The 20,536-nt window shown below is 58.9% G+C and carries 17 protein-coding genes and 2 pseudogenes; 16 read left to right on the top strand and 3 right to left on the bottom strand.

Annotated elements, in window-relative coordinates; genetic code table 11:
• Nucleotides 1-35: 35 nt before the first annotated feature.
• Entirely contained in the window at nt 36-1,532 is a 1,497-nt protein-coding gene (locus ACIQUB_RS30910) for an aldehyde dehydrogenase family protein (RefSeq protein WP_402935672.1), read from the top strand.
• The gene (locus ACIQUB_RS30905) at nt 1,532-3,127 is read left to right on the top strand and encodes a GMC family oxidoreductase (protein ID WP_402935669.1); all 1,596 of its coding nucleotides are present in this window, start codon (nt 1,532-1,534) and stop codon (nt 3,125-3,127) included. Before ACIQUB_RS30910 ends, ACIQUB_RS30905 begins: the two co-directional genes overlap by 1 nt.
• Nucleotides 3,128-3,479: 352 nt before the next feature.
• On the opposite strand, the gene ACIQUB_RS30900 is transcribed toward ACIQUB_RS30905, so the two are convergent.
• A complete protein-coding gene (locus ACIQUB_RS30900) occupies nt 3,480-4,310 on the bottom strand; it encodes an aldo/keto reductase (protein ID WP_402935666.1) in 831 nt (276 codons plus the stop codon).
• A gap of 151 nt (nt 4,311-4,461) precedes the next feature.
• Here ACIQUB_RS30900 and ACIQUB_RS30895 point away from each other — a divergent pair, with 151 nt between their 5' ends.
• The 3 genes from ACIQUB_RS30895 to ACIQUB_RS30885 are packed head-to-tail and all read left to right on the top strand — an operon-like array spanning nt 4,462 to nt 8,097.
• Entirely contained in the window at nt 4,462-6,051 is a 1,590-nt protein-coding gene (locus ACIQUB_RS30895; protein WP_402935663.1) for an acyl CoA:acetate/3-ketoacid CoA transferase, read from the top strand.
• A complete protein-coding gene (locus ACIQUB_RS30890; RefSeq protein WP_402935660.1) occupies nt 6,048-6,833 on the top strand; it encodes an enoyl-CoA hydratase/isomerase family protein in 786 nt (261 codons plus the stop codon). Before ACIQUB_RS30895 ends, ACIQUB_RS30890 begins: the two co-directional genes overlap by 4 nt.
• Nucleotide 6,834: 1 nt before the next feature.
• The gene (locus ACIQUB_RS30885) at nt 6,835-8,097 is read left to right on the top strand and encodes a glycerate kinase (protein WP_402935657.1); all 1,263 of its coding nucleotides are present in this window, start codon (nt 6,835-6,837) and stop codon (nt 8,095-8,097) included.
• Between the two features lie 50 nt (nt 8,098-8,147).
• On the opposite strand, the gene ACIQUB_RS30880 is transcribed toward ACIQUB_RS30885, so the two are convergent.
• Nucleotides 8,148-9,167, bottom strand: coding sequence for an aldo/keto reductase (locus ACIQUB_RS30880; RefSeq protein WP_402935654.1), 1,020 nt, complete (start codon nt 9,165-9,167; stop codon nt 8,148-8,150).
• A gap of 85 nt (nt 9,168-9,252) precedes the next feature.
• Here ACIQUB_RS30880 and ACIQUB_RS30875 point away from each other — a divergent pair.
• The 11 genes and pseudogenes from ACIQUB_RS30875 to ACIQUB_RS30825 all read left to right on the top strand — a co-directional run.
• A pseudogene (locus ACIQUB_RS30875) lies at nt 9,253-9,584 on the top strand (GMC family oxidoreductase N-terminal domain-containing protein); the annotation flags it as partial.
• A 380-nt stretch (nt 9,585-9,964) separates the two neighbouring features.
• A complete protein-coding gene (locus tag ACIQUB_RS30870; protein WP_402935651.1) occupies nt 9,965-10,474 on the top strand; it encodes a VOC family protein in 510 nt (169 codons plus the stop codon).
• A gap of 460 nt (nt 10,475-10,934) precedes the next feature.
• A complete protein-coding gene (locus ACIQUB_RS30865) occupies nt 10,935-11,933 on the top strand; it encodes a zinc-binding alcohol dehydrogenase (protein ID WP_402935648.1) in 999 nt (332 codons plus the stop codon).
• A 90-nt stretch (nt 11,934-12,023) separates the two neighbouring features.
• Nucleotides 12,024-13,166: an acyl-CoA dehydrogenase family protein gene (locus ACIQUB_RS30860; protein WP_402935645.1), complete on the top strand. Its 1,143-nt coding sequence runs from the start codon at nt 12,024-12,026 to the stop codon at nt 13,164-13,166.
• Nucleotides 13,166-13,945 carry a 3-ketoacyl-ACP reductase gene (locus ACIQUB_RS30855; RefSeq protein ID WP_112974457.1) on the top strand — a complete coding sequence of 260 codons (780 nt, stop codon included), beginning with the start codon at nt 13,166-13,168 and terminating at the stop codon, nt 13,943-13,945. The genes ACIQUB_RS30860 and ACIQUB_RS30855 overlap by 1 nt, the downstream gene beginning before the upstream one ends.
• 11 nt (nt 13,946-13,956) lie before the next feature.
• A complete protein-coding gene (locus tag ACIQUB_RS30850) occupies nt 13,957-15,117 on the top strand; it encodes a dihydrodipicolinate synthase family protein (RefSeq protein WP_402935640.1) in 1,161 nt (386 codons plus the stop codon).
• Nucleotides 15,104-15,970, top strand: coding sequence for a sugar phosphate isomerase/epimerase family protein (locus ACIQUB_RS30845; protein WP_402935637.1), 867 nt, complete (start codon nt 15,104-15,106; stop codon nt 15,968-15,970). Before ACIQUB_RS30850 ends, ACIQUB_RS30845 begins: the two co-directional genes overlap by 14 nt.
• 15 nt (nt 15,971-15,985) lie before the next feature.
• Nucleotides 15,986-16,732, top strand: coding sequence for an electron transfer flavoprotein subunit beta/FixA family protein (locus tag ACIQUB_RS30840; protein WP_402935634.1), 747 nt, complete (start codon nt 15,986-15,988; stop codon nt 16,730-16,732).
• Nucleotides 16,733-16,755: 23 nt separating this feature from the next.
• Entirely contained in the window at nt 16,756-17,697 is a 942-nt protein-coding gene (locus ACIQUB_RS30835) for an electron transfer flavoprotein subunit alpha/FixB family protein (RefSeq protein WP_402935631.1), read from the top strand.
• A complete protein-coding gene (locus ACIQUB_RS30830; RefSeq protein WP_402935628.1) occupies nt 17,697-19,361 on the top strand; it encodes an electron transfer flavoprotein-ubiquinone oxidoreductase in 1,665 nt (554 codons plus the stop codon). The genes ACIQUB_RS30835 and ACIQUB_RS30830 overlap by 1 nt, the downstream gene beginning before the upstream one ends.
• A gap of 17 nt (nt 19,362-19,378) precedes the next feature.
• The gene (locus tag ACIQUB_RS30825) at nt 19,379-20,011 is read left to right on the top strand and encodes a TetR/AcrR family transcriptional regulator (RefSeq protein WP_402935625.1); all 633 of its coding nucleotides are present in this window, start codon (nt 19,379-19,381) and stop codon (nt 20,009-20,011) included.
• Between the two features lie 32 nt (nt 20,012-20,043).
• Here ACIQUB_RS30825 and ACIQUB_RS30820 read toward each other — a convergent pair.
• Nucleotides 20,044-20,364 (bottom strand): annotated as a pseudogene (locus ACIQUB_RS30820) (helix-turn-helix domain-containing protein); the annotation flags it as partial.
• Nucleotides 20,365-20,536 lie beyond the last annotated feature (172 nt).

The raw sequence follows: 20,536 nt of genomic DNA, 5'->3' as shown, positions 1-20,536 counted from the left end.
CTTTAGCGCGCTGAAACTTGAAGATGGAGGATCAAATGGACCAGCTTGTACAGAACAACCGCCTTCCCGCTAAGCCTAAGGATTTCGGCTACTTCGTGGATGGAGAGTGGAAAGCCCGCGACGACAGGTTTGAGCGCACGTCGCCCGGCCATGCGGTCGCCGTCTCTCGTACCGTTCGGTGCACGATCGACGACCTGAACGATGCCGTCGTCGCAGCACGCCGCGCCTTTGAGAACGGATCATGGGCCGATATTTCCGGTGCAGAGCGGGCAGGCGTTCTTCTCCGCGCTGCGGAGATCATGCGGCGCCGCCGGGAAGAGATCGCCTACTGGGAAACTCTCGAAAATGGCAAGCCTATTTCTCAGGCGCTTGGCGAAATCGACCACTGCATTGCCTGCTTCGAGACCGGTGCAGGTGCCGCCCGCGCTTTGCACGGCGATAGCTTCAACAATCTGGGAAAAGATCTCTTCGGGATGGTGCTCAGGGAGCCGATCGGCGTCGTCGGGCTGATCACGCCTTGGAATTTTCCCTTCCTGATCCTTTGCGAACGCGTTCCATTCATCCTGGCATCGGGCTGCACACTCGTGGTCAAGCCGTCCGAGGTCACCAGTGTCACCACGCTGCTCTTGGCCGAAATTCTGGACGAGGCCGGCCTTCCCCGCGGTGCATACAACGTGGTCACAGGTTCCGGCCGTACGATCGGTCAGGCGATGACCGAACACCAGGATATCGACATGGTGTCCTTCACCGGCTCGACCGCCGTCGGACGCGCATGCGTCCATGCCGCTGCGGACTCGAATTTCAAGAAACTCGGCCTTGAGCTCGGCGGCAAGAACCCGATCATCGTGTTCGCCGATGCCGACCTTGAATCCGCAGCAGACGCTGCCGCATTCGGGATTTCCTTCAACACTGGACAGTGCTGCGTCTCCTCCAGCCGTCTTATCGTCGAAGCCAAGGTCGCACGCGAATTCGAAGAACTTCTCGCTTCGAAGATGAAGAGGATCGTCGTCGGCGATCCTCTTGACCCAAATACCCAGGTCGGGGCGATCACGACCGAAGCACAGAACAAGACGATCCTGGAATACATCGAGAAGGGCAAGTCTGCAGGCGCAAAGGTGCTCGTCGGCGGCGAGGCGATCGACCACGGCGGTGGCCAGTACATTCAGCCGACGCTGTTTACGGGCGTCACCCGCGATATGGCCATCGCTACCGACGAGATTTTCGGGCCGGTCTTATCCAGCTTCACCTTCGAAACGGTCGAGCAGGCGATACAGATCGCCAACGATACCGTCTATGGTCTCGCTGCCAGCCTCTGGACTTCCGACGTCAGCAAGGCGCTCTCAGTGACGCGCCGGGTGCGCGCAGGCCGCTTCTGGGTGAACACTATCATGGCCGGCGGACCGGAAATGCCCCTCGGCGGCTTCAAACAGTCGGGTTGGGGTCGTGAGGCGGGGATCTATGGTGTCGAAGAGTACACCCAGATCAAGTCGGTGCACGTAGACCTTGCCAAGCGCCAGCCTTGGATCGTGTGATGGCGGACGCCTTCGACTATATCATCGTCGGCGGCGGCTCGGCGGGTTGCGTTCTTGCAGCCCGCCTTTCCGAGGACCCCACCACCAGGGTATGCCTGATAGAAGCCGGCGACCGCGACAAGAACCCCCTCATACATATGCCGGTCGGTTTCGCGAAGATGACTACCGGCCCGCTTACGTGGGGACTGGAGACCGTTCCCCAAAAGCATGCCATGAACCGGGTTATTCCATATGCTCAGGCGAAAGTGCTCGGCGGCGGTTCGTCCATCAACGCGGAGGTCTACACGCGCGGGCATCCCACGGATTACGATCGCTGGGAGCAGGAAGGCGCCGCGGGATGGAGTTTCGCCCAGGTGCAGAAATACTTTCTGAGGGCAGAAGGAAATACGAGTTACTCCGGCCCGCTTCATGGGACCGAAGGTCCGCTTGGCGTGTCGAACATTCCTGAGCCGAACGTGATGACCAAAGCGTTCGCCCGAAGCTGCCAAGAATACGGGATACCGTATAATCCTGACTTCAACGGCGAGCGTCAGGAAGGGGCGGGGATCTATCAGATCACCACCCGAAACAACCGTCGGTGCTCGGCTGCAGTAGGCTATCTCAAGCCTGTACTCGGCCGTCCGAACCTCACGCTCGTAACCGGTGCGTTTGTCTTACGCATTGTCTTTGAAGGAAAGAGAGCTGTCGGCATAGAGTACGTCGTCGATGGCCGCACAGTGCTTGCGAGAGCCGACGCGGAAGTCATTGTCACAGCCGGCGCCATCGGCTCCCCTAAGCTTCTGCTCCAATCCGGTGTCGGGCCCGCCGATCATCTTCAGTCTGTCGGCATCGATGTCGTCCACGACCTCGGGGGGGTCGGACAGAACCTCTCGGATCATTTTGGCGTTGATATCGTCGCCGAGATCAAAAACCGCGACAGCCTCGACAAATACAACGACTTTCGCTGGATGGTCTGGGCGGGACTGCAGTACGCCTTGTTCAATTCCGGACCGGTCACTTCGAACGTTGTGGAGGGCGGCGCATTCTGGTTCGGCGACAAGAAGGAAACTCGACCTGATCTCCAATTCCATTTTCTAGCCGGAGCAGGGGCGGAAGCAGGGGTTCCGTCTGTGCCGAAAGGGACGTCGGGCGTCACGTTGAACAGCTATGTACTTAGACCGAAGTCACGCGGAAGCGTAACCCTGCGCTCCGCGAACCCTAGGGATCTCCCACTCGTGGATCCCAACTTCCTCTCTGATCCCGATGACCTCAGGATTGCGGTTGAAGGCGTCAAGATCAGTTGCGAGATCATGCGTCAGCCGTCGCTTCAGAAGTACGTGAAGACACTCCACTTCCCTGATGCCGGCGTGAAAACGCAGTCAGAGTTGGAAGACTATGCAAGACGGTTCGGGAGAACCTCCTACCACCCCACGTGCACGTGCAAGATGGGGGTAGATCCGATGGCCGTTGTCGACCCGAACCTTCGGATTCACGGGCTGGAAGGAATAAGGATCTGCGACAGCTCCGTAATGCCATCCCTGGTAGGATCCAACACGAATGCCGCGACGATCATGATCGCGGAGCGCGCGTCTGATTTTATTCGGGGCAACCATTAGGAACGACGAGCGGGGTACGCCCCGCTCGTTTCCGCATTCGTCCGGACGCAGCCGCCAACTGCCCGACGCAACGCGCGGATGCTGCCTCAACACGGTGCGCGTCAAGCCCATCGCCCATCCCGCCTTATCTACGGCATCCTCGATGATCCGCTGGTAGAACGCCTCCCTTCGGTCGCGCGGTCAACGAACTCGTCTATGGAGACCGGTTCGCCGAAAATTTTTCAGACACTTTTGTGAGATGATATCCGCCGAAAAGAGTTTGGAGGCACCCGCGATTTCCGCCGCGGCCGCCCTGGGTGATCAAAGCCAGCTCAAAGAGTCGTGCCAGCGCCATTTGCTTGTCCATGACGGCTTATGCGGACGGACCGTCCCACTCGGGTGCCCAAGGCACTTTTGTCCGGTCAACGCACCTGTAGTTCGTGTGGTTGAGGCTATCGATGCGCCCGACGTCCACGCTTGAAAGGGTAAAGTCCATGATGTCAAAGTTGGCGCGCATGTTATCCACCTTGGTGGACATCGTGTTGATTGCCACGCCTTTTTGAAGGATCCAGCGCAACGCGACCTGCGCGGGCGTCTTCCCATAACGCTGCCCGATCTCATCGAATTCTTGGTGCTTGAAAATTTCACCTCTGGCAACCGAGCAGAATGAGGCTAGGGGAACACCGCACTCTAACGATGCCGCGAGAAGAATTGACTGGTCAAGGAGCGGGTGGAATTCAACTTGATTGATCGCAACCTCACCATCGAGAAACGACTGGGCCTCCTTCATCATAGCTGCGGTGAAGTTGGATACCCCGATTTCAGCGGCGAGCCCCATTTGTTTTGCCTCCCGTAAGAGCGATAAGGCGTTCCTATTGTCGCCGGACGTGTCCGGCCAATGCAGAAGGAGCAAATCCACTCGCGACAAGCCTAGCGCTTGCAGACTCGCCTCGACGGATTTGATGAAAAGGTCGTTTCCGTAGTTGTCCGGATGAACCTTAGTCGTAATGAGCATGTCGTCGGTGGGGACGTTCGCATTTCTGATCGCAGCGCCGACATCGGCTTCGTTTCCATACATCTGAGCTGTGTCGAATGCGCGATAGCCGACCTCGTAAGCAGCGGCGAATGCTCTGCTCAAATCTTCCCCTTTGAGCGGGTAAGTGCCAAATGCCCGCTCGTAACCTGGCTTGAAACAAACCGACACTTCCTATCCTCCTCCGATAAGTCCTGAAAAAAATTCCAAACTAACAGGCGGCTAAAATCCGCCGGAACGCGTTGTTTTTCAAGCTTGCACTTCCTTATTCGACCTCATATAACGCACTAACCAGTTACTTGCAACGGCCGGGAGGAAGCCTATGTCGAAAGTCAAAAACGCCACCGAAGTAGCCGCTCTGATCAAGAGCGACTCGATCGTCGCCGTGAACTCATCCAGTGGACTTTGCTGCCCTGATGCGGTGCTTGCCGCGATCGGCGAGCGTTTTCGCAACGAGGGTGTCCCGCGCGGGCTCACGACCATTCATCCTATTGCCGCTGGAGATATGTTCGGCACGAAGGGCGTCGATCATCTCGCTCAGCCGGGCCTCATCAAAAAAATCATCGGAGGCTCTTACCCCTCCGGTCCGTCCTCTGCCGAGCCCCCGCTGATCTGGCAGATGTTGGGTCGAAATGAGATTGCGGCCTACAACGTCCCGAGCGGCGTGCTGTTCGATATCCTTCGAGAAGGAGCATCTCTTCGTCCCGGCGTATTGACCAAGGTCGGCATGGATACGTTTGTCGACCCCGAGCAGGAAGGGTGCGCGATGAACGACGCCGCACGCGGCGAGCCGATCGTTTTCCGACAGAACTTCGCTGGTGAGGATTGGCTTTACTTCCCCTCTATCCGCCCCGACGTGGCAATCATCAGGGCGAGCACGGCCGATGAGCGGGGTAATCTCACTTTCGAACATGAAGGCGCCTATCTCGGCGCGATGGAACTCGCACTCGCTGGGCACAACAGTGGCGGAATCGTCATTGCGCAGGTTAAGCGGATCGCCAAATCGGGTACATTGAAGCCGCACGATGTACGGGTGCCGGGAATTCTCGTCGATTATATCGTCGAGGCCCCGGACCAGCTTCAGACGACTGCTACGCCGTACGATCCTGCTATATCGGGAGAGTTGTTCCGTCCACTCGACAGCTTCCGGCTTCCCGAGTTCGACGTCGCCAAGGTCATCGCACGTCGTGTGGCCCGTGAACTGCAGGCCGGTTGGGCCGTGAACATCGGCTTCGGGATCTCCGCGAATGTGCCGCGAATCCTTCTCGAGGAAGGCCGCCATGGCGACGTCACCTGGGTTATCGAGCAGGGCGCCGTTGGAGGAATACCGCTGCTCGATTTCAAATTCGGCTGCTCTTCGAACGCCGAAGCATTCGTCGCATCGCCGCACCAGTTCGCGTACTTCCAGGCAGCAGGTTTCGACGCGTCTTTGCTGTCGTTCCTCCAAATTGACAAGGACGGCTCGGTCAACGTCTCCAAGCTAACCGCACGCCCGCACGTCACGGCAGGTGCCGGCGGCTTTGTGGACATCACCTCGCGCGCGAAAAAGATCGTCTTCTCCGGCTACTTCAACGCTGCGGCGAAGTTGTCCATGGCCGATGGGAAGCTGGTCATCGACCGCGAAGGCAAGGTCGCGAAGATTGTCGACAGGGTCGAGCAAGTTTCTTTCTCGGGCAAACGCGCCGTTGCCCAGGGTCAGGACGTGACCTACGTCACCGAGCGTTGCGTCATGAAGCTCACCCAGGAAGGACTGCTTGTTACCGAAATTGCGCCCGGCGTAGACCTCCAGACGCACATCCTCGACCAAACAGAGACGCCGCTGCGCGTGGCCTCGGATCTGAAGATCATGGACGCCGCCTTGTTCTATCCCGGAAAGGATGTCGTTACACACACCAACCGTGATGCCGCATGAGTGGGTGCAATCCACGGGTCGTCCTTACAATTGAGGGCGACACGGCGTTCCTGACGCTTCGACACAAAGAAAGCCTGAATGCGATCGACGACGCGGCGGTGGAACAGATCTACGCCGCTTGCCGCGTCGTCGAGAAGAACACAACCGTCAGGGCAATGGTGATCACTGGCGATGGAGAGAAAACGTTCTCCGCCGGTGGGGATATCAAAGCCTGGGCCGGTTTGACGCCCCAGGAGTTCGGGAGGCACTGGATCCGCCGTGGGCACGATGCGTTTGACGCTGTCGCAAGGCTACGGGTGCCAGTCCTGGCAGTGCTCAATGGCCACACTTTCGGTGGCGGCCTCGAGCTCGCGGCGGCGGCAGATCTACGCATTGCCGAAATGCATGTAAAATTCGGCCTGCCCGAAGCGGGGTTGGGCGTCATCCCCGGATGGTCGGGTACGCAGCGGACCGTACGTCGTTTCGGGCCGTCTGTCGTCCGTAGGATGGCGATTTTTGGCGAGGTGCTGACTGCTGAACAGGCTGTGGCCGCGGGGATCGTCGAGGTACTCGTGGAAAAGGGCGAGGGGCTGGCTAAGGCGAGTGAAATTATTGCGACATTGCGGTCTCGCGCACCCATTGCGACTGAAGTGGTCAAGATGCTGATAAACGCTGCGGAAGGCGAGGAGGTGTCTCGAGTCCTTGATACGGTCGCTGCGATGAGCGTCGCTTACACTGAGGATCTCGCAGAAGGCGTTGCAGCTTTTAGGGATAAGCGAAAGCCGAAATTCAAGGATTCGTGACATGCGGGCTGATAAACGAGCGTTTTTGACATCGCTCTTCGAGGCGGCAGTTGCGGCCGCCGATCCAGAGAAGGCGATACTAGACTTCCTCCCAGAACGACCCAAGGGAAGAACCGTCGTAGTTGGGGCAGGCAAGGGCGCCGCACAACTCGCCAGGGCGTTCGAGCGCAATTGGGAAGGACATCTGGAGGGTGTTGTGGTGACCCGCTACGGCTACTCGGTGCCCTGCGAACGGATCAAGGTGCTAGAGGCATCGCATCCCGTTCCTGACGCTGCCGGATTGGACGCTGCCGAGCAGTTACTCAAGATGGTTTCTGGCCTGACAGAGGATGATCTGGTGGTGGCGCTTGTTTGCGGTGGAGGGTCCGCGCTTCTCCCCGCGCCGCCCGATGGAATGACGCTCGATGACGAGATCGCACTCAACCGCGCACTGCTGGCGTCTGGTGCGCCAATCGCGGCGATGAATTCCATCCGCAAATGCATGTCGCGTATCAAGGGCGGCCGGCTGGCCGCCAGGGCCGCGCCGGCAAGGGTCATATCGCTTGTGGTGTCCGATATCCCCGGAGACGATCCGGCCCTCGTGGCGTCAGGGCCGACTATCCCGGACACGGCCACGCCCGACGATGCACTCGCTGCAATCAAGCAATACCGCATCGAACTGCCTGAGCAGGCAATGGATCATATTCGAAGCGGGCGCTCCGCGGCGCCTGGCGTGACCGACAGTGTCTTCGCGAGGAACGAGGTCCACGTAATTGCCTCCGCCGGCCGATCGCTTGCAGCGGCTGCGCGGGTAGCCGAAAGTCTCGGGATTCGAGCGGCCATCCTGTCCGACGCGATGGAGGGCGAAGCTCGTGAAGCGGGCCGATTCCACGCTGCGGTCGCAAGAGAGATCGTTCTACGAGACCAGCCTTTTGACCGGCCCGCGTTGCTTCTCTCTGGTGGCGAGACCACCGTCACGCTGCACGGCAGCGGACGGGGAGGGCGAAACACCGAGTTCTTGTTGTCGGCTGCCATGGGCCTTGAAGGCCTGGACGGCGTCCACTTGTTCGCCGCCGACACAGACGGTATCGACGGTAGCGAGGACAATGCGGGTGCTTTCGCAGACGGAACGACTGCTGCACGTCTTCGCTTGATGGGAGAAGATCCCAAAATGCTCTTGGCCAACAACGACGCCTATACGGCATTTTCGCTTGTAGGAGATCTGTTCGTGCCTGGGCCAACCGGCACGAACGTAAATGATTTTCGCGCTGTGCTGATCGAGTAAACGAAAGAAGGCCGGGGAGAACCGGCCTTCAATATCTGCGCGTTCATGAATCAAGCGCTTGGTGTCGGCGCATCTTCGCGAATGAGGCCCTGCTTCTTCAACTCCGCCCAGAATTCACCTGGGATATGATGGCTGAACCAATCGAGATTCTTCTGGAGCTGATCGACCGTTCGCGTTCCGGCAATGAAGGACGCAATAGCCGGATGAGCGACAACAAACTGCATCGCCGCTGCCGGGAGCGGCACGTCATATTCCTTACAGACCTTCTCGATCCTGCTTACTCTATCGAGGATTTCGAAAGGCGCCGGCACGTAGTTATATTTCGCGCCGTCCACTGCCCCAGTAGCCAGAATACCTGAATTGAACCCGCCGCCGATAACTACGGCCGCGCCGCGCTCCTCGCAGAGTGGCAGGAACTTGTCGAGGGATTCTTGTTCGAGGAGCGTGTAACGACCCGCTAACAAGAAGCAGTCGAAGTCATGTTGCTGCAGGGCGTCGTAACAGACTTCCCATTCATTGACCCCAACGCCGATCGCAGCCACCACTCCTTCTTCCTTGAGCTTGGACAAGGCTTTCCACGTGCCATCCATCGCTGCCTTGAAGACCTCGGGTTGCGCGTCACCGCGAGTGAACTTGTCGATATCGTGAATAAAGCAGATGTCGATTCGCTCAAGTGCTAGCCGCTGAAGCGAGTCTTCGAACGAACGCATCGCGCCGTCGTAGGTGTAATCGAACACCATCTCGTTTGCGGCGGCGTTGTTCCAGGGCGAGAACTCGATCTCGCTTCGCTTCTTTGGCTTGAGCAGACGCCCCACCTTCGTCGACAAGACAAAGTCATCCCTGTCCTTCCAGCGAAGCGAGTGGCCGCACCGCAACTCCGACAGGCCGTGTCCGTACATCGGTGCAGTGTCGTAGTAACGAACGCCAGCGCCCCATGCGAGTTGAACCATGTCATCCGATGCCGCTTCGTTGATCGGTCTCGAGAAATTGCCAATGGGCGCCGCGCCGAACGCAAACGGGGTTACTTCGAGGTTCGTTCTCCCGAATTTCACTTTAGTTGATGGATTCATGAGCTTCCTCCCTTGCTAATGCACCAAGTAGTTAGTTACATTGCAGATCCCGTGGCGGGTGACAAGAGCTTTGGGCGGGGTGTTCTTGCAGAAATTCGATGACATTATCACTGGAGCTGGTCGCGCTGGGTGCGTGTTGGCGAACCGTCTGAGCGAGGACGCCGGCATGAAGGTCCTACTCGTCGAGGCCGGTGGCCGTGATAGTCACCCGCCATTCGAATGCCGGCCGGGTTCGCGAGGATGACCAAGGTTATCGCGCGCTGGGACTGGTCGACCGTTCCCCAGAAGCACATGAATGATAGAGTGCTTTGGTACACCCAGGCGAAGGTGATCGGCGGCGGATCCACCATCAATGCCCAGATCTACACTAGAGGAAACGCGCTCGACTATGTCGCATGGCAGGACAAGGAGGGGTGCCTCATCAACGCCTCGAACACTAATGCGCCAACAATCATGATTGGTGAGAACGCGTCAGACCTTCTTCGCGGTCTACCTTCGCTACCGCCCGCAGTGCTCGAGCATGAACGAAACGAGCGGGCTCGGATGTCCCGTTAGGTTCATGGCTCCACACCCGAGTTCATCCAACGGCATCCGGACAAGGGATTGCCGACGTGTTCGTTCGTCCATGACGAAGTTATGCGTAAGTGGATGAAAATAAGAGATTAGCCTGAAAATCATGCTGGTTTTTTTAATTGACTCCCGGTGAACATGAGACCTATGTAATGCACTAACTAGATACATACTTAAATCAGCGTTGTTGATGATCTCCTGGGTATGTAGCCGGTAAGGAGGATTGCGTGAAAGTTTACGGAATTGAGCATTTTGGTTTCACCGTGCCGAACCTCGAGGAGGCAGTCGAGTTCTTTGAAAAGATCTTCGGCGCCGTAACCGCAATTGAAACGGGCAAGGTGGACGGCGACGACGAATACATGAAACGCCGGTTGGGCGTGCCGGGTCGTTGCCGTATCGAAAACATTAAGGTTTTGCGCGTCGGCAACGGCAGCAACCTGGAGCTATTCCAATATTCGGGCGAAGATGGCGCGACCGAGCTGAAGCGCAACAGCCAGCCTGGGGGCTTCCATGTCGCCTTTCAGGTCGACAACGCGAATGCAGCCGCGCAACGGCTCCGCGCTCACGGCGTCGATGTGCTGGATGGGCCGACATATGTGGAGAGCGGCCCAATGGCCGGGCTCACGTGGGTCTACCTTCGCGCGCCATGGGGCCAGTTTCTTGAGCTTGTTAGCATGGACGGTCCGCTTGGATACGCGAAGGATGGCTGTCCACGGCTCTGGTCGCCCCTTGATTGACGTGTTCGCGTCCCGCCGAGAGCCGGACGTGGAATAGGCCAGGTGGCTGAAAGTTCACTTTCAACCGGATGTGAGGAGGCCTTCAACGAGTGGATGCCAAGGCCGTCGGCAATGACGTCGTTCTGGAATGCGATGACCTCTCCGTCCCATTGCCTGCACGTCTCAGGGGCCGTTTACATCAGGGCCAGGCAATCACGCTCGGCGTGCGGCCTAGCGACATCCGGCTGGTTGCGCGCGGGCGAACAACCGTTGATCACAGCGAAGGTGGAGGTGGTCGAGTAACTAGGCGTCGATGCGCTGGTCGATCTTCGAAGTGGTCGTCAGGAGTTTGTTGCGCAAATGCCTGCCGGCTCACGACCGTCGGTCGACACCTCTATCAATCTCACTTTCGAACCCGCGGGCTTGTCTCTCTTCGACAGCGAGACTGGGAACTCGCTCGATCTGGACTAGGAGCAGAACAATGGCAAATGGTATCGTGTTCTCCGCGAAAGACCGGGCGGAGATCGAGCAACTTGAACTATCACCGCTTGGCGACAATGAAGTGCGGGGACGCACAATTGTCTCCCTTATCAGTCCGGGAACGGAATTCGCTTGGCTATCCGGCGATTCCTTTCCCCTCAGGCCAGGATATGCAGCGGTTTTCGAGGCTCAGGAGATCGGCGCCTCGGTTACGGGCGTCGCCACTGGTGACCATCTATTCTGTATGGGGCCGCACAGGAGCGTCCAGCAGTTGGACTTCAGGTATGTCCTGAAGGTTCCGGACAATCTCGCTCCCGAAATTGCGGTACTCACGCGACTGGCCGGTGTTTCAATGACAACCTTGATGTCGACCAAGGCAAGGCCTGGAGATGTCGTTGTCGTCACAGGCGCCGGTCCCGTCGGCCTGCTGGCATCGCAACTCTTTCAGCTCTCCGGATACGAGGTGGCCGTTGTCGACCCGGATCCCATTCGCCGGCGTCAGGTGCTCGGCGCCGGGATAAAGCAGGTCTATCCGGCTATGCCTTTCGACGATCCTCGCATTGCGGGACAGGCGGCGCTCGTCGTCGATTGCTCCGGCCATGAGGGAGCGGTCCTCGATGGGTGCAGAATCACGCGTCCACATGGCGAGGTGGTCCTTGTCGGAGTTCCTTGGCGGCGCCTGACGGATCTGTATGCGCATGACGTGCTGCACGCTGTTTTCAACAACTTCGTCCATCTTCGAAGCGGTTGGGAATGGGAGGTTCCGATCCTCTCCAAAAGCTTCAAATGGGAAGAGCTTCTGGAAGGCTACAACAACCAGCCCCAGAGCGTCTTCTCGGGGTTTGCAAAAATTCTCCATTGGCTCGCCGACGGCCGCATTTGCACAGAAGGACTCGTGCGAGCTGTCTCGCCCACTGATCCTTCCTCGATTTATGCCGACCTGAAAGCTCGAAAATTCGACGAGCCATTTGTATCTATTCACTGGAATCGAGATTCCTAAATACCGATAACGACCATTGGCAAGCCGTTGACTGGAAGCCTTTTCTTTGTTAATCGGTAACTAACCAGTTACATAATTAGAGGTCGAAACATGCTGCTCACCGAGATCCATGAACAGGTTCGCGAGACCGCTCGTCAGTTCGCCGACGACGTCATCCGGCCGGTCGCCCACAAGCTGGACGAAGAGGAGAGATTTCCTTCGGAGATCTACGAACAAATGGGCCAGCTCGGCCTCTTCGGTATCGGCGTTCCTGAAGAGATGGGCGGACCGGGTCTCGACACACTTGCGTATTCCGTCGTCATGGAAGAGCTCTCGCGCGGTTACGCATCGATCGCCGACCAATGCGGCCTAGTCGAGCTCATCACGACGCTGCTAGTCCGTCACGGGACGAAAGAGCAAAGAGAACGACTGCTCGCCGATGTAATGACAATGCGGACCAAGGTTGCCTACTGCCTCACGGAACCGGAAGCAGGCAGCGACCTTTCCGGGCTGCGTACCACCGCCGAGCGGGATGGAACTGGATGGAAGCTGAACGGCGGCAAAATCTGGATTCACAACGCTCCGGTCGCAGACGTTGGCTTCGTTCTCGCCCGCACGGACAAGACCGCCGGTCATCGTGGCATGAGCATCTTTATCGTTGACCTGAACCAAGCAGGCGTTGAGCGTGGACCGAAGGAACACAAGATGGGTCAGAGGGCGAGCCAGGTCGGCGCCCTGACGTTCAGCAACGTATCGCTTCCGGCCGACGCCTTGCTCGGCGAGGAGGCGCGCGGTTTCCATATGATGATGAGCGTTCTGGACAAGGGGCGCGTTGGTATCGGGTCTCTCGCCGTGGGCATCGGCCAGGCCGGTCTCGAAGCGGCGCTGGAATATTCGGTGCAGCGCAAGCAATTCAATTCCGCCATCTCGGAGTTTCAGGGTGTCCAGTGGTTGCTTGCGGACATCGCCAAGGACGTCGAAGCAGCCCGACTTCTTGTCCGTAGTGCGGCCAGCAAAATCGACACGGGCGAGGATGCGACGAAGGCATGTTCCATGGCTAAATGCTTCGCGGGAGATATGGCAGTGGCTCGGACCGCTGACGCCGTACAGATCTTCGGCGGTAGCGGTTACATCCGCGGTTTTGAAGTCGAGCGCCTCTACCGTGACGCCAAAATTACGCAGATTTACGAAGGAACCAACCAGATCCAGCGTATGATCATTGCTCGTCAGCTCATCAAGAACGGAGCGCGGTGATGGCGGGGAATCCAGGGCAGGTCGCGCTGGTTACCGGATCTGGTCGCGGCATCGGCCTCGGTATCGCAAAGGCGCTGGGCGCGGCAGGGTTCTCGGTAGCTCTGAACGACTTCGGGCGCGACGACGAACTTGCGATCGCAGCGGAGACGCTGCGTAGCGAAGGCATTCGGGTCGCAGCCGTTCCCGGTGACGTATCCAGCCTTGCTGGACACGTAGACTTGCTTCGAGCAGCCGAGGACGCCCTCGGCCCGCTGACGACGCTCGTCAATAATGCGGGCGTGGGCGTTCTTTCTCGGGGAGATCTGCTCGACGTCACCGAGGAGAGCTACGATCGTTGCATGGCGATCAACGCGAAGGCGCACTTCTTTTTGACCCAGGCCTTTGCGAAACGTCTCGTGAGTCAGTCGCGCTCCCCTGATTTGTTCTACTCGGTCGTCAACGTGACCTCGTCCAACGCTGTCGCGGCGTCGGTTCAAAGGGGCGAATATTGCGCTTCGAAGGCGGCCGCAGCAATGATCTCGAAGGTCTTTGCGGCGAGGCTTGGCCAAGATGGCATCGCAGTATTCGACGTACAACCTGGGCTTATTGAAACCGAGATGACCGCCGCTGTCCGAGAAACATATCAGCGCCGCGCAGAGGATGGTCTGACGCTTTTCCCGCGCCTTGGTCTTCCAAGCGAGATCGGTACTATCGTTCGATCGCTCGCAACTGGGGCGCTTCCGTACATGACGGGACAGGTTCTGTCGGCCGATGCCGGCATGCTGGTTCCAAGGTTCTGAAAGGTTCACTCATGCGTATCGCTCTTCCTGATCAAAGCGGCCGGTCTAAGACCTATGAACTGCTTGCGCGCCCATTGCCGACAGAGAATTTCTCCCGCTCTTTCAATAGGCGCGTCTTCTCGGCAGCGCACGTAGTCGCTGACCCATTTGCAGACACCAATCCTGGTTCCGCAGCAGCGGTCGATTGGGATGCAACCCTCGCTTTCCGACGCCATCTTCACGACCTGGGCTTGGGCATCGCGGAAGCGATGGATACCGCCCAACGGGGCATGGGCCTTGATTGGAAGGGCGCGCTTGAACTGGTCCAGCGTACGAAGTCGGAACTGCCGGACGCACTGGTCTACAGCGGAGCCGGAACAGACCACCTGAACCCGAAGGATGTACGCACGCTCGACGACGTAGACCGCGCCTATGCAAGTCAGCTTGAAGCCATTCAAGGAACTGGAAGCGACGTTATCCTTATGGCCAGCAGGGCGCTCGCCGCCACTGCGAAGAGCTCCAAGGACTATGTCGCCGCGTATGGAAAAGCACTCGCTTTGTGCGACAGGCCGGTCATCCTGCATTGGCTTGGCGACATGTTCGACCCTGCGCTGGCCGGCTATTGGGGCGGTGGGGACTTCGAGGCGGCGATGCAGACCTGCCTAGAAATTATCTCGGCGAACCAGAGCAAGGTCGACGGCATCAAAATCTCGCTTCTCGACAAGGAGAAGGAGATCCAGATGCGGCGTCTCCTTCCCCATGGAGTGAAGATGTACACGGGCGACGACTTCAACTATCCGGAGCTGATTGCCGGTGACGAGGTCGGATACTCCCACGCACTCCTTGGCATTTTCGACCCTCTGGCCGGCGCCGCAGCATTTGCGATGTCACAACTCGCTGCCGGCGACAAGGACAGTTTCCATCGGATACTCGATCCGACGGTACCGCTCGCCCGAACGATCTTCGGAAGCCCGACGCAGTATTACAAGACCGGCGTGGTTTTCCTCGCCTGGCTGAACGGTTTCCAGGATCACTTCGTGATGTTGAACGGCCATCAAGCGATGCGCCCGCTCACCTACTTCTCCGAAGTCTTCCGCCTTGCCGATGAATGCGGAGTCCTTCGCGATCCGGAGCTCGCCGTTCATCGCTTCAACCAACTGCTCGCCGTCTACGGAGCGAATGGAATTGCGTGACTTCTCAGGCGACCATTCTGCCCTGGCGTTGAACACCGCTACCCTTGGCCACAATGTGGACGGCTTCGGGGCAGGGTGGTCGCCTGAACAGGTTATCGATGGATGCGCGGCGAGGGGATATGGCGGCGTCGTCTTCTGGAGACGTGAAATTGGGTCGAACGCGACCGCCATCGGCCAGCGAGCGAAAGCTGCGGGACTGCAGGTCGCCGGACTATGCCGTTCTCCGTTTCTTGTGGGTCCACTTGCGCCCAAGGGCAGGGAAGCGGTGCTTGATGACTTCCGCTCGTCGATCGACATGACTGCCGCCTTGGAAGCCCCAATTCTCACGATCGTCGTGGGAGGTGTCGAACCGGGGACGAAGGGTATGTCCGAGAGCCTCAAGATCGTCGCAGACAGGGTCGCCGCAGCCTGCGAGTTTGCAGAGAGAGCGGGCGTACGCCTGGCTTTGGAGCCGTTGAATCCTGTCTATGGTGGCGACCGGTCCTGCTTGGTCACCGTTCGAGACGCCGTCAACCTCTGCGAGGTGATCGGAGCAGAGAACCTTGGCATAGCCGTCGACGTCTATCATGTTTGGTGGGACACGGATCTCCCGAACCAGCTCCATCGTGCCGGTGCGCGTCGGATATATGGTTTTCATCTTTGCGATTGGCTCGCTGATACCAAAGACGTTCTTCTTGATCGAGGAATGATGGGAGACGGGGTGGCCGACATACGAGGTATCCGGGGGGCAGTGGAAGCCGCCGGCTATGAAGGGCTCTGTGAGGTCGAAATCTTTTCCAAAGACAACTGGTGGAGACGCGAACCTGGCGAGGTTCTCGACGTGCTCGTCGAGCGTTTCCGAAGTGTCTGCTAAATCAGGAGCATACCGATGAAAATTCTCGTCCCGGTAAAGCGGGTGGTTGATTACAACGTGAAGATCCGCGTGAAGCCGGATGGCACGGGCGTCGAACTGGCCAACATCAAGATGTCGATGAACCCCTTCGACGAAATCTCGGTGGAAGAGGCGCTTCGCCTGAAGGAAGCCGGCAAGGCAGAGGAAGTGATCGTGGTCTCGATCGGTCCGGCCAAGGCTGAAGAAACGCTGCGCACCGCGCTCGCCATGGGTGCCGACCGCGCCATTCTCGTCGAGACCGACGACCAGGTCGAGCCGCTCGCCGTCGCCAAGATCCTGAAGGGCGTAGCAGACGCCGAACAGCCGGGCCTCATCATCGTCGGCAAGCAGGCGATCGATGACGACAGCAATCAGACCGGCCAGATGCTGGCGGCATTGCTCGGCACCGCGCAGGCCACCTTCGCCTCGAAGATCGAGATCGGCGATGGCAAGGCGACCGTGACCCGCGAAGTCGACGGCGGCCTGCAGACCATCGACGTCAAGTTGCCTGCTGTCGTCACCACCGACCTGCGTCTCAACGAGCCGCGCTACGCTTCGCTGCCCAACATCATGAAGGCGAAGAAGAAGCCGCTCGACAAGAAGACGCCCGCCGATTTCGGCGTTTCCACCGCACTGAGGCTCAAGGTGCTGAAGACCGAGGAGCCCTCCGGCCGCAAGGCAGGCGTCAAGGTCGCATCGGTTTCTGAGCTCGTCGAAAAGCTCAAGTCCGCTGGCGTCCTCTAAGGTTCGAGAAAGGAGATATCATCATGGCCATTCTTCTTCTGGCTGATCACGACAACGCAACCCTTTCCGACCAGACCGCCAAGACGCTCGCGGCAGCCGCCAAGATCGCCAAGGATCAGGGGGGCGACGTGCATGTGCTGGTCGCCGGCAAGGGCGCCAAGCCCGCAGCCGATGCTGCGGCCAAGCTCTCCGGCGTCTCCAAGGTCCTGCTCGCCGAAAGCGACGAGCTCGCCAACAATCTCGCCGAGCCGCTGGCCGACCTGATCGTTTCGCTGGCCGCAAGCTACGACACCATCATTTCGGCTGCCACCTCGGTCGGCAAGAACGTCCTGCCGCGTGTCGCCGCCCTGCTCGACGTCGCCCAGGTTTCCGAGATCATCGAAGTCGTCTCGGCCGACACCTTCAAGCGCCCGATCTATGCCGGCAACGCCATCCAGACGGTGCAGTCAACCGACGCCAAGAAGGTCATTACTGTTCGAACAGCTTCATTCCCTCCCAAGGGAGTGGACGGAGCTGCCGCTGTAGAAAGCGTCGCAGCGGTGGCCGATCAGGTCCTGTCGTCCTTCGTAAGCGAGGCCATTGCCAATTCCGACCGCCCGGAGCTGACATCCGCCAAGATCATCATCTCCGGCGGCCGTGCACTTGGTTCCTCGGAGAAGTTCCAGGAAGTCATCCTGCCGGTTGCCGACAAGCTCGGTGCTGCAGTGGGGGCGAGCCGTGCGGCGGTCGATGCCGGCTACGCACCGAACGACTGGCAGGTCGGACAGACCGGCAAAGTGGTCGCGCCCGATCTCTACATCGCCTGCGGCATCTCCGGCGCCATCCAGCATCTGGCCGGCATGAAGGATTCGAAGGTGATCGTCGCGATCAACAAGGATGAGGAAGCGCCGATCTTCCAAGTCGCCGACTACGGCTTGGTGGGTGACCTCTTTGAGGTTCTGCCGGAACTTCAGAAGTCGATTTGATGACCGAGACGACTGAACTGCCCGAACGCGAGAGCATGGAATTCGACGTCGTGATTGTCGGCGGCGGTCCTGCCGGCCTTTCGGCTGCGATCAGGTTGAAGCAGGTCAATCCCGAACTCTCCGTCGTGGTGCTAGAGAAGGGCGCAGAAGTCGGCGCGCATATCCTGTCTGGCGCCGTCGTCGATCCTGTTGGTATCGACCGGCTGCTGCCGGATTGGCGCGAAGAGGCCGATCATCCGTTCAAGACCGAAGTCCAGGACGACCACTTCCTGCTGCTCGGCCCGGCCGGCTCCATCCGCCTGCCGAACTTCGCCATGCCGCCGCTGACGAACAACCACGGCAACTATATCGTCTCGCTCGGCAACGTCTGTCGCTGGCTGGCGGGCCACGCGGAAGCGCTCGGCGTCGAGATCTATCCGGGCTTCGCCGCCACCGAAGTGCTCTATAACGACGAGGGCGCTGTCATCGGCGTCGCCACCGGCGACATGGGCATCGAGAAGAACGGCGAACCCGGCCCGAATTTTACCCGCGGCATGGAGTTGCTTGGCAAGTACGTGCTGATCGGCGAAGGCGTGCGCGGCTCGCTCGCCAAGCAGCTCATTGCCAAGTTCGACCTGCAGAAGGATCGCGAACCCCAAAAATTCGGCATCGGCATCAAGGAACTCTGGCAGGTCAAGCCGGAGAACCACAAGCAGGGCCTCGTGCAGCACTCCTTCGGCTGGCCGCTCGGCATGAAGACCGGCGGCGGCTCGTTCCTGTATCATCTGGAAGATAACCTCGTGGCCGTCGGCTTCGTCGTCCACCTGAACTACAAGAACCCCTATCTCTATCCCTTCGAAGAGTTCCAGCGCTTCAAGACGCATCCGGCGATCCGCACCACCTTCGAGGGCGGCAAGCGCCTGTCCTATGGCGCGCGCGCCATCACCGAGGGCGGCTATCAGTCGGTGCCAAAGTTGACCTTCCCAGGCGGCGCCCTGATCGGCTGCTCCGCCGGCTTCGTCAACGTTCCCCGCATCAAGGGCAGCCACAACGCCGTGCTCTCAGGCATGCTGGCGGCGGACAGGATCGCTGACGCCATCGCAGCGGGTCGCGCCAATGACGAGGTCATCGAGATCGAGAACGAATGGCGCGCAAGCGACATCGGCAAGGACCTGAAGAAGGTCCGCAACGTCAAGCCTCTGTGGTCGAAGTTCGGCACGGCCATCGGCGTCGCGCTCGGCGGTCTCGACATGTGGACCAACCAGCTCCTCGGCTTCTCCTTCTTCGGCACGCTCGGCCACGGCAAGACCGACGCCGCCTCGCTGGAGCCGGCTGCCAAACACAAGAAGATCGACTACCCCAAGCCTGACGGTGTGCTGACCTTCGACCGTCTCTCCTCGGTGTTCCTGTCGAACACCAATCACGAGGAGAACGAGCCGGTTCATCTGAAGATCAAGGACATGGCGCTGCAGAAGTCGTCGGAGCACGACATCTTCGCCGGTCCCTCGACGCGCTACTGTCCTGCAGGCGTCTACGAGTGGATGGAGAAGGACGGGCAGGAGACCTACGTCATCAACGCCCAGAACTGCGTCCACTGCAAGACCTGCGACATCAAGGATCCCAACCAGAACATCAACTGGGTGCCGCCGCAGGGCGGCGAGGGGCCTGTTTATCCGAATATGTGAGGGGCGAGGTCGCACGCATGGGTCACGACGTGTTTGGTGGGCGACGGGATCCGGAGCGGACAAGGAATACGATCTTAAAAGCTGCGACTGAGGAGATCGTCGCTCATGGTTTAGGTGGAGCGCGGATCGACAAGATTGCGGAACGCGCCAAGTCGAACAAGCGCATGATCTACCATTACTTTGGGGACAAGGAGGGCCTGTATGCCGAAGTGCTGGATCACGGACTTAGGAAAATGCGCCTTGCAGAGACTTCGCTTCGCCTTAGCGAATGCTCGCCACTTGAAGGCGTCGAAGCGATCGTTCGTTTCGTCTGGCGCTACTTTCTCGAGAACCCTGAGATCTTAAGTCTCCTGGAGACTGAAAATCTGCACAGGGCAAGATACCTTCAAGCGTCCGCCAATGGTAGGCACCTTAACTATCAGCTTGTCGAACAGTTAAGGGGACTGCTGGATCGGGGAGCCGCCGAGGGCAGTTTTCGACGTGACGTCGATCCTCTGAACGTTTTTCTTTCTAGCCTTTCGCTAAGTTTCTTTTACCTGTCAAACCGGTACACGCTCTCGACGATCTTCAACAAAGACCTAGAAGATGCCAGCGCGCTCGCGCAGTGGGAAAGCCATATCGTGCATGTTGTCACCCGGTCGCTTCTTTAGCTCTCCGATGTCGCATTTCTATCCGGCCCCAATAACAGGCGACCAGCGATTTGCTCAGGAGACCAGCGTGCCTCCAACTGGGTAATGATCTCCTCGCGCAAATTCGGGTAGCGTCGCAGCTTTCTCAGTCTCCGTCGGCGTTCGTTGGAAATATCCTGCGCTACAGTCCTGTAGTAGCCATCGTACTGGGGCAACTCACGATCATGAAACGTGTTGCGTTTGATCTCCCGGTAAATCGTCGAGCGGTGACGGCCAAGCTGGCGGGCCATCTCGTTGACGGGAACTCTTGCCGCTACCAACTGATGTAGTCGTCGGCGATCGGCGAGGGTGATCTGCGTATAGCATCGGGACATGCCAAAATCTCCAAAATGAAGCCATTGAATTCATTGGCATGTCGCACTTGGAAATATAATGTACCCCGCTACATCGGATGTCAAAGCTGAATAGGGCTGCGACGTTGTCAGCCATTTAGAAACGCGACACTGGCTGCTGGGATCAGCTCCCGATCCGACCGGCTGGCCGGGG

Source organism: Rhizobium sp. NPDC090275 (assembly GCF_044772225.1).
Taxonomy (GTDB): domain Bacteria; phylum Pseudomonadota; class Alphaproteobacteria; order Rhizobiales; family Rhizobiaceae; genus Rhizobium.
Note: the sequence above shows the minus strand (reverse complement) of the source record. Positions and strands in the feature narration are given on the sequence as shown.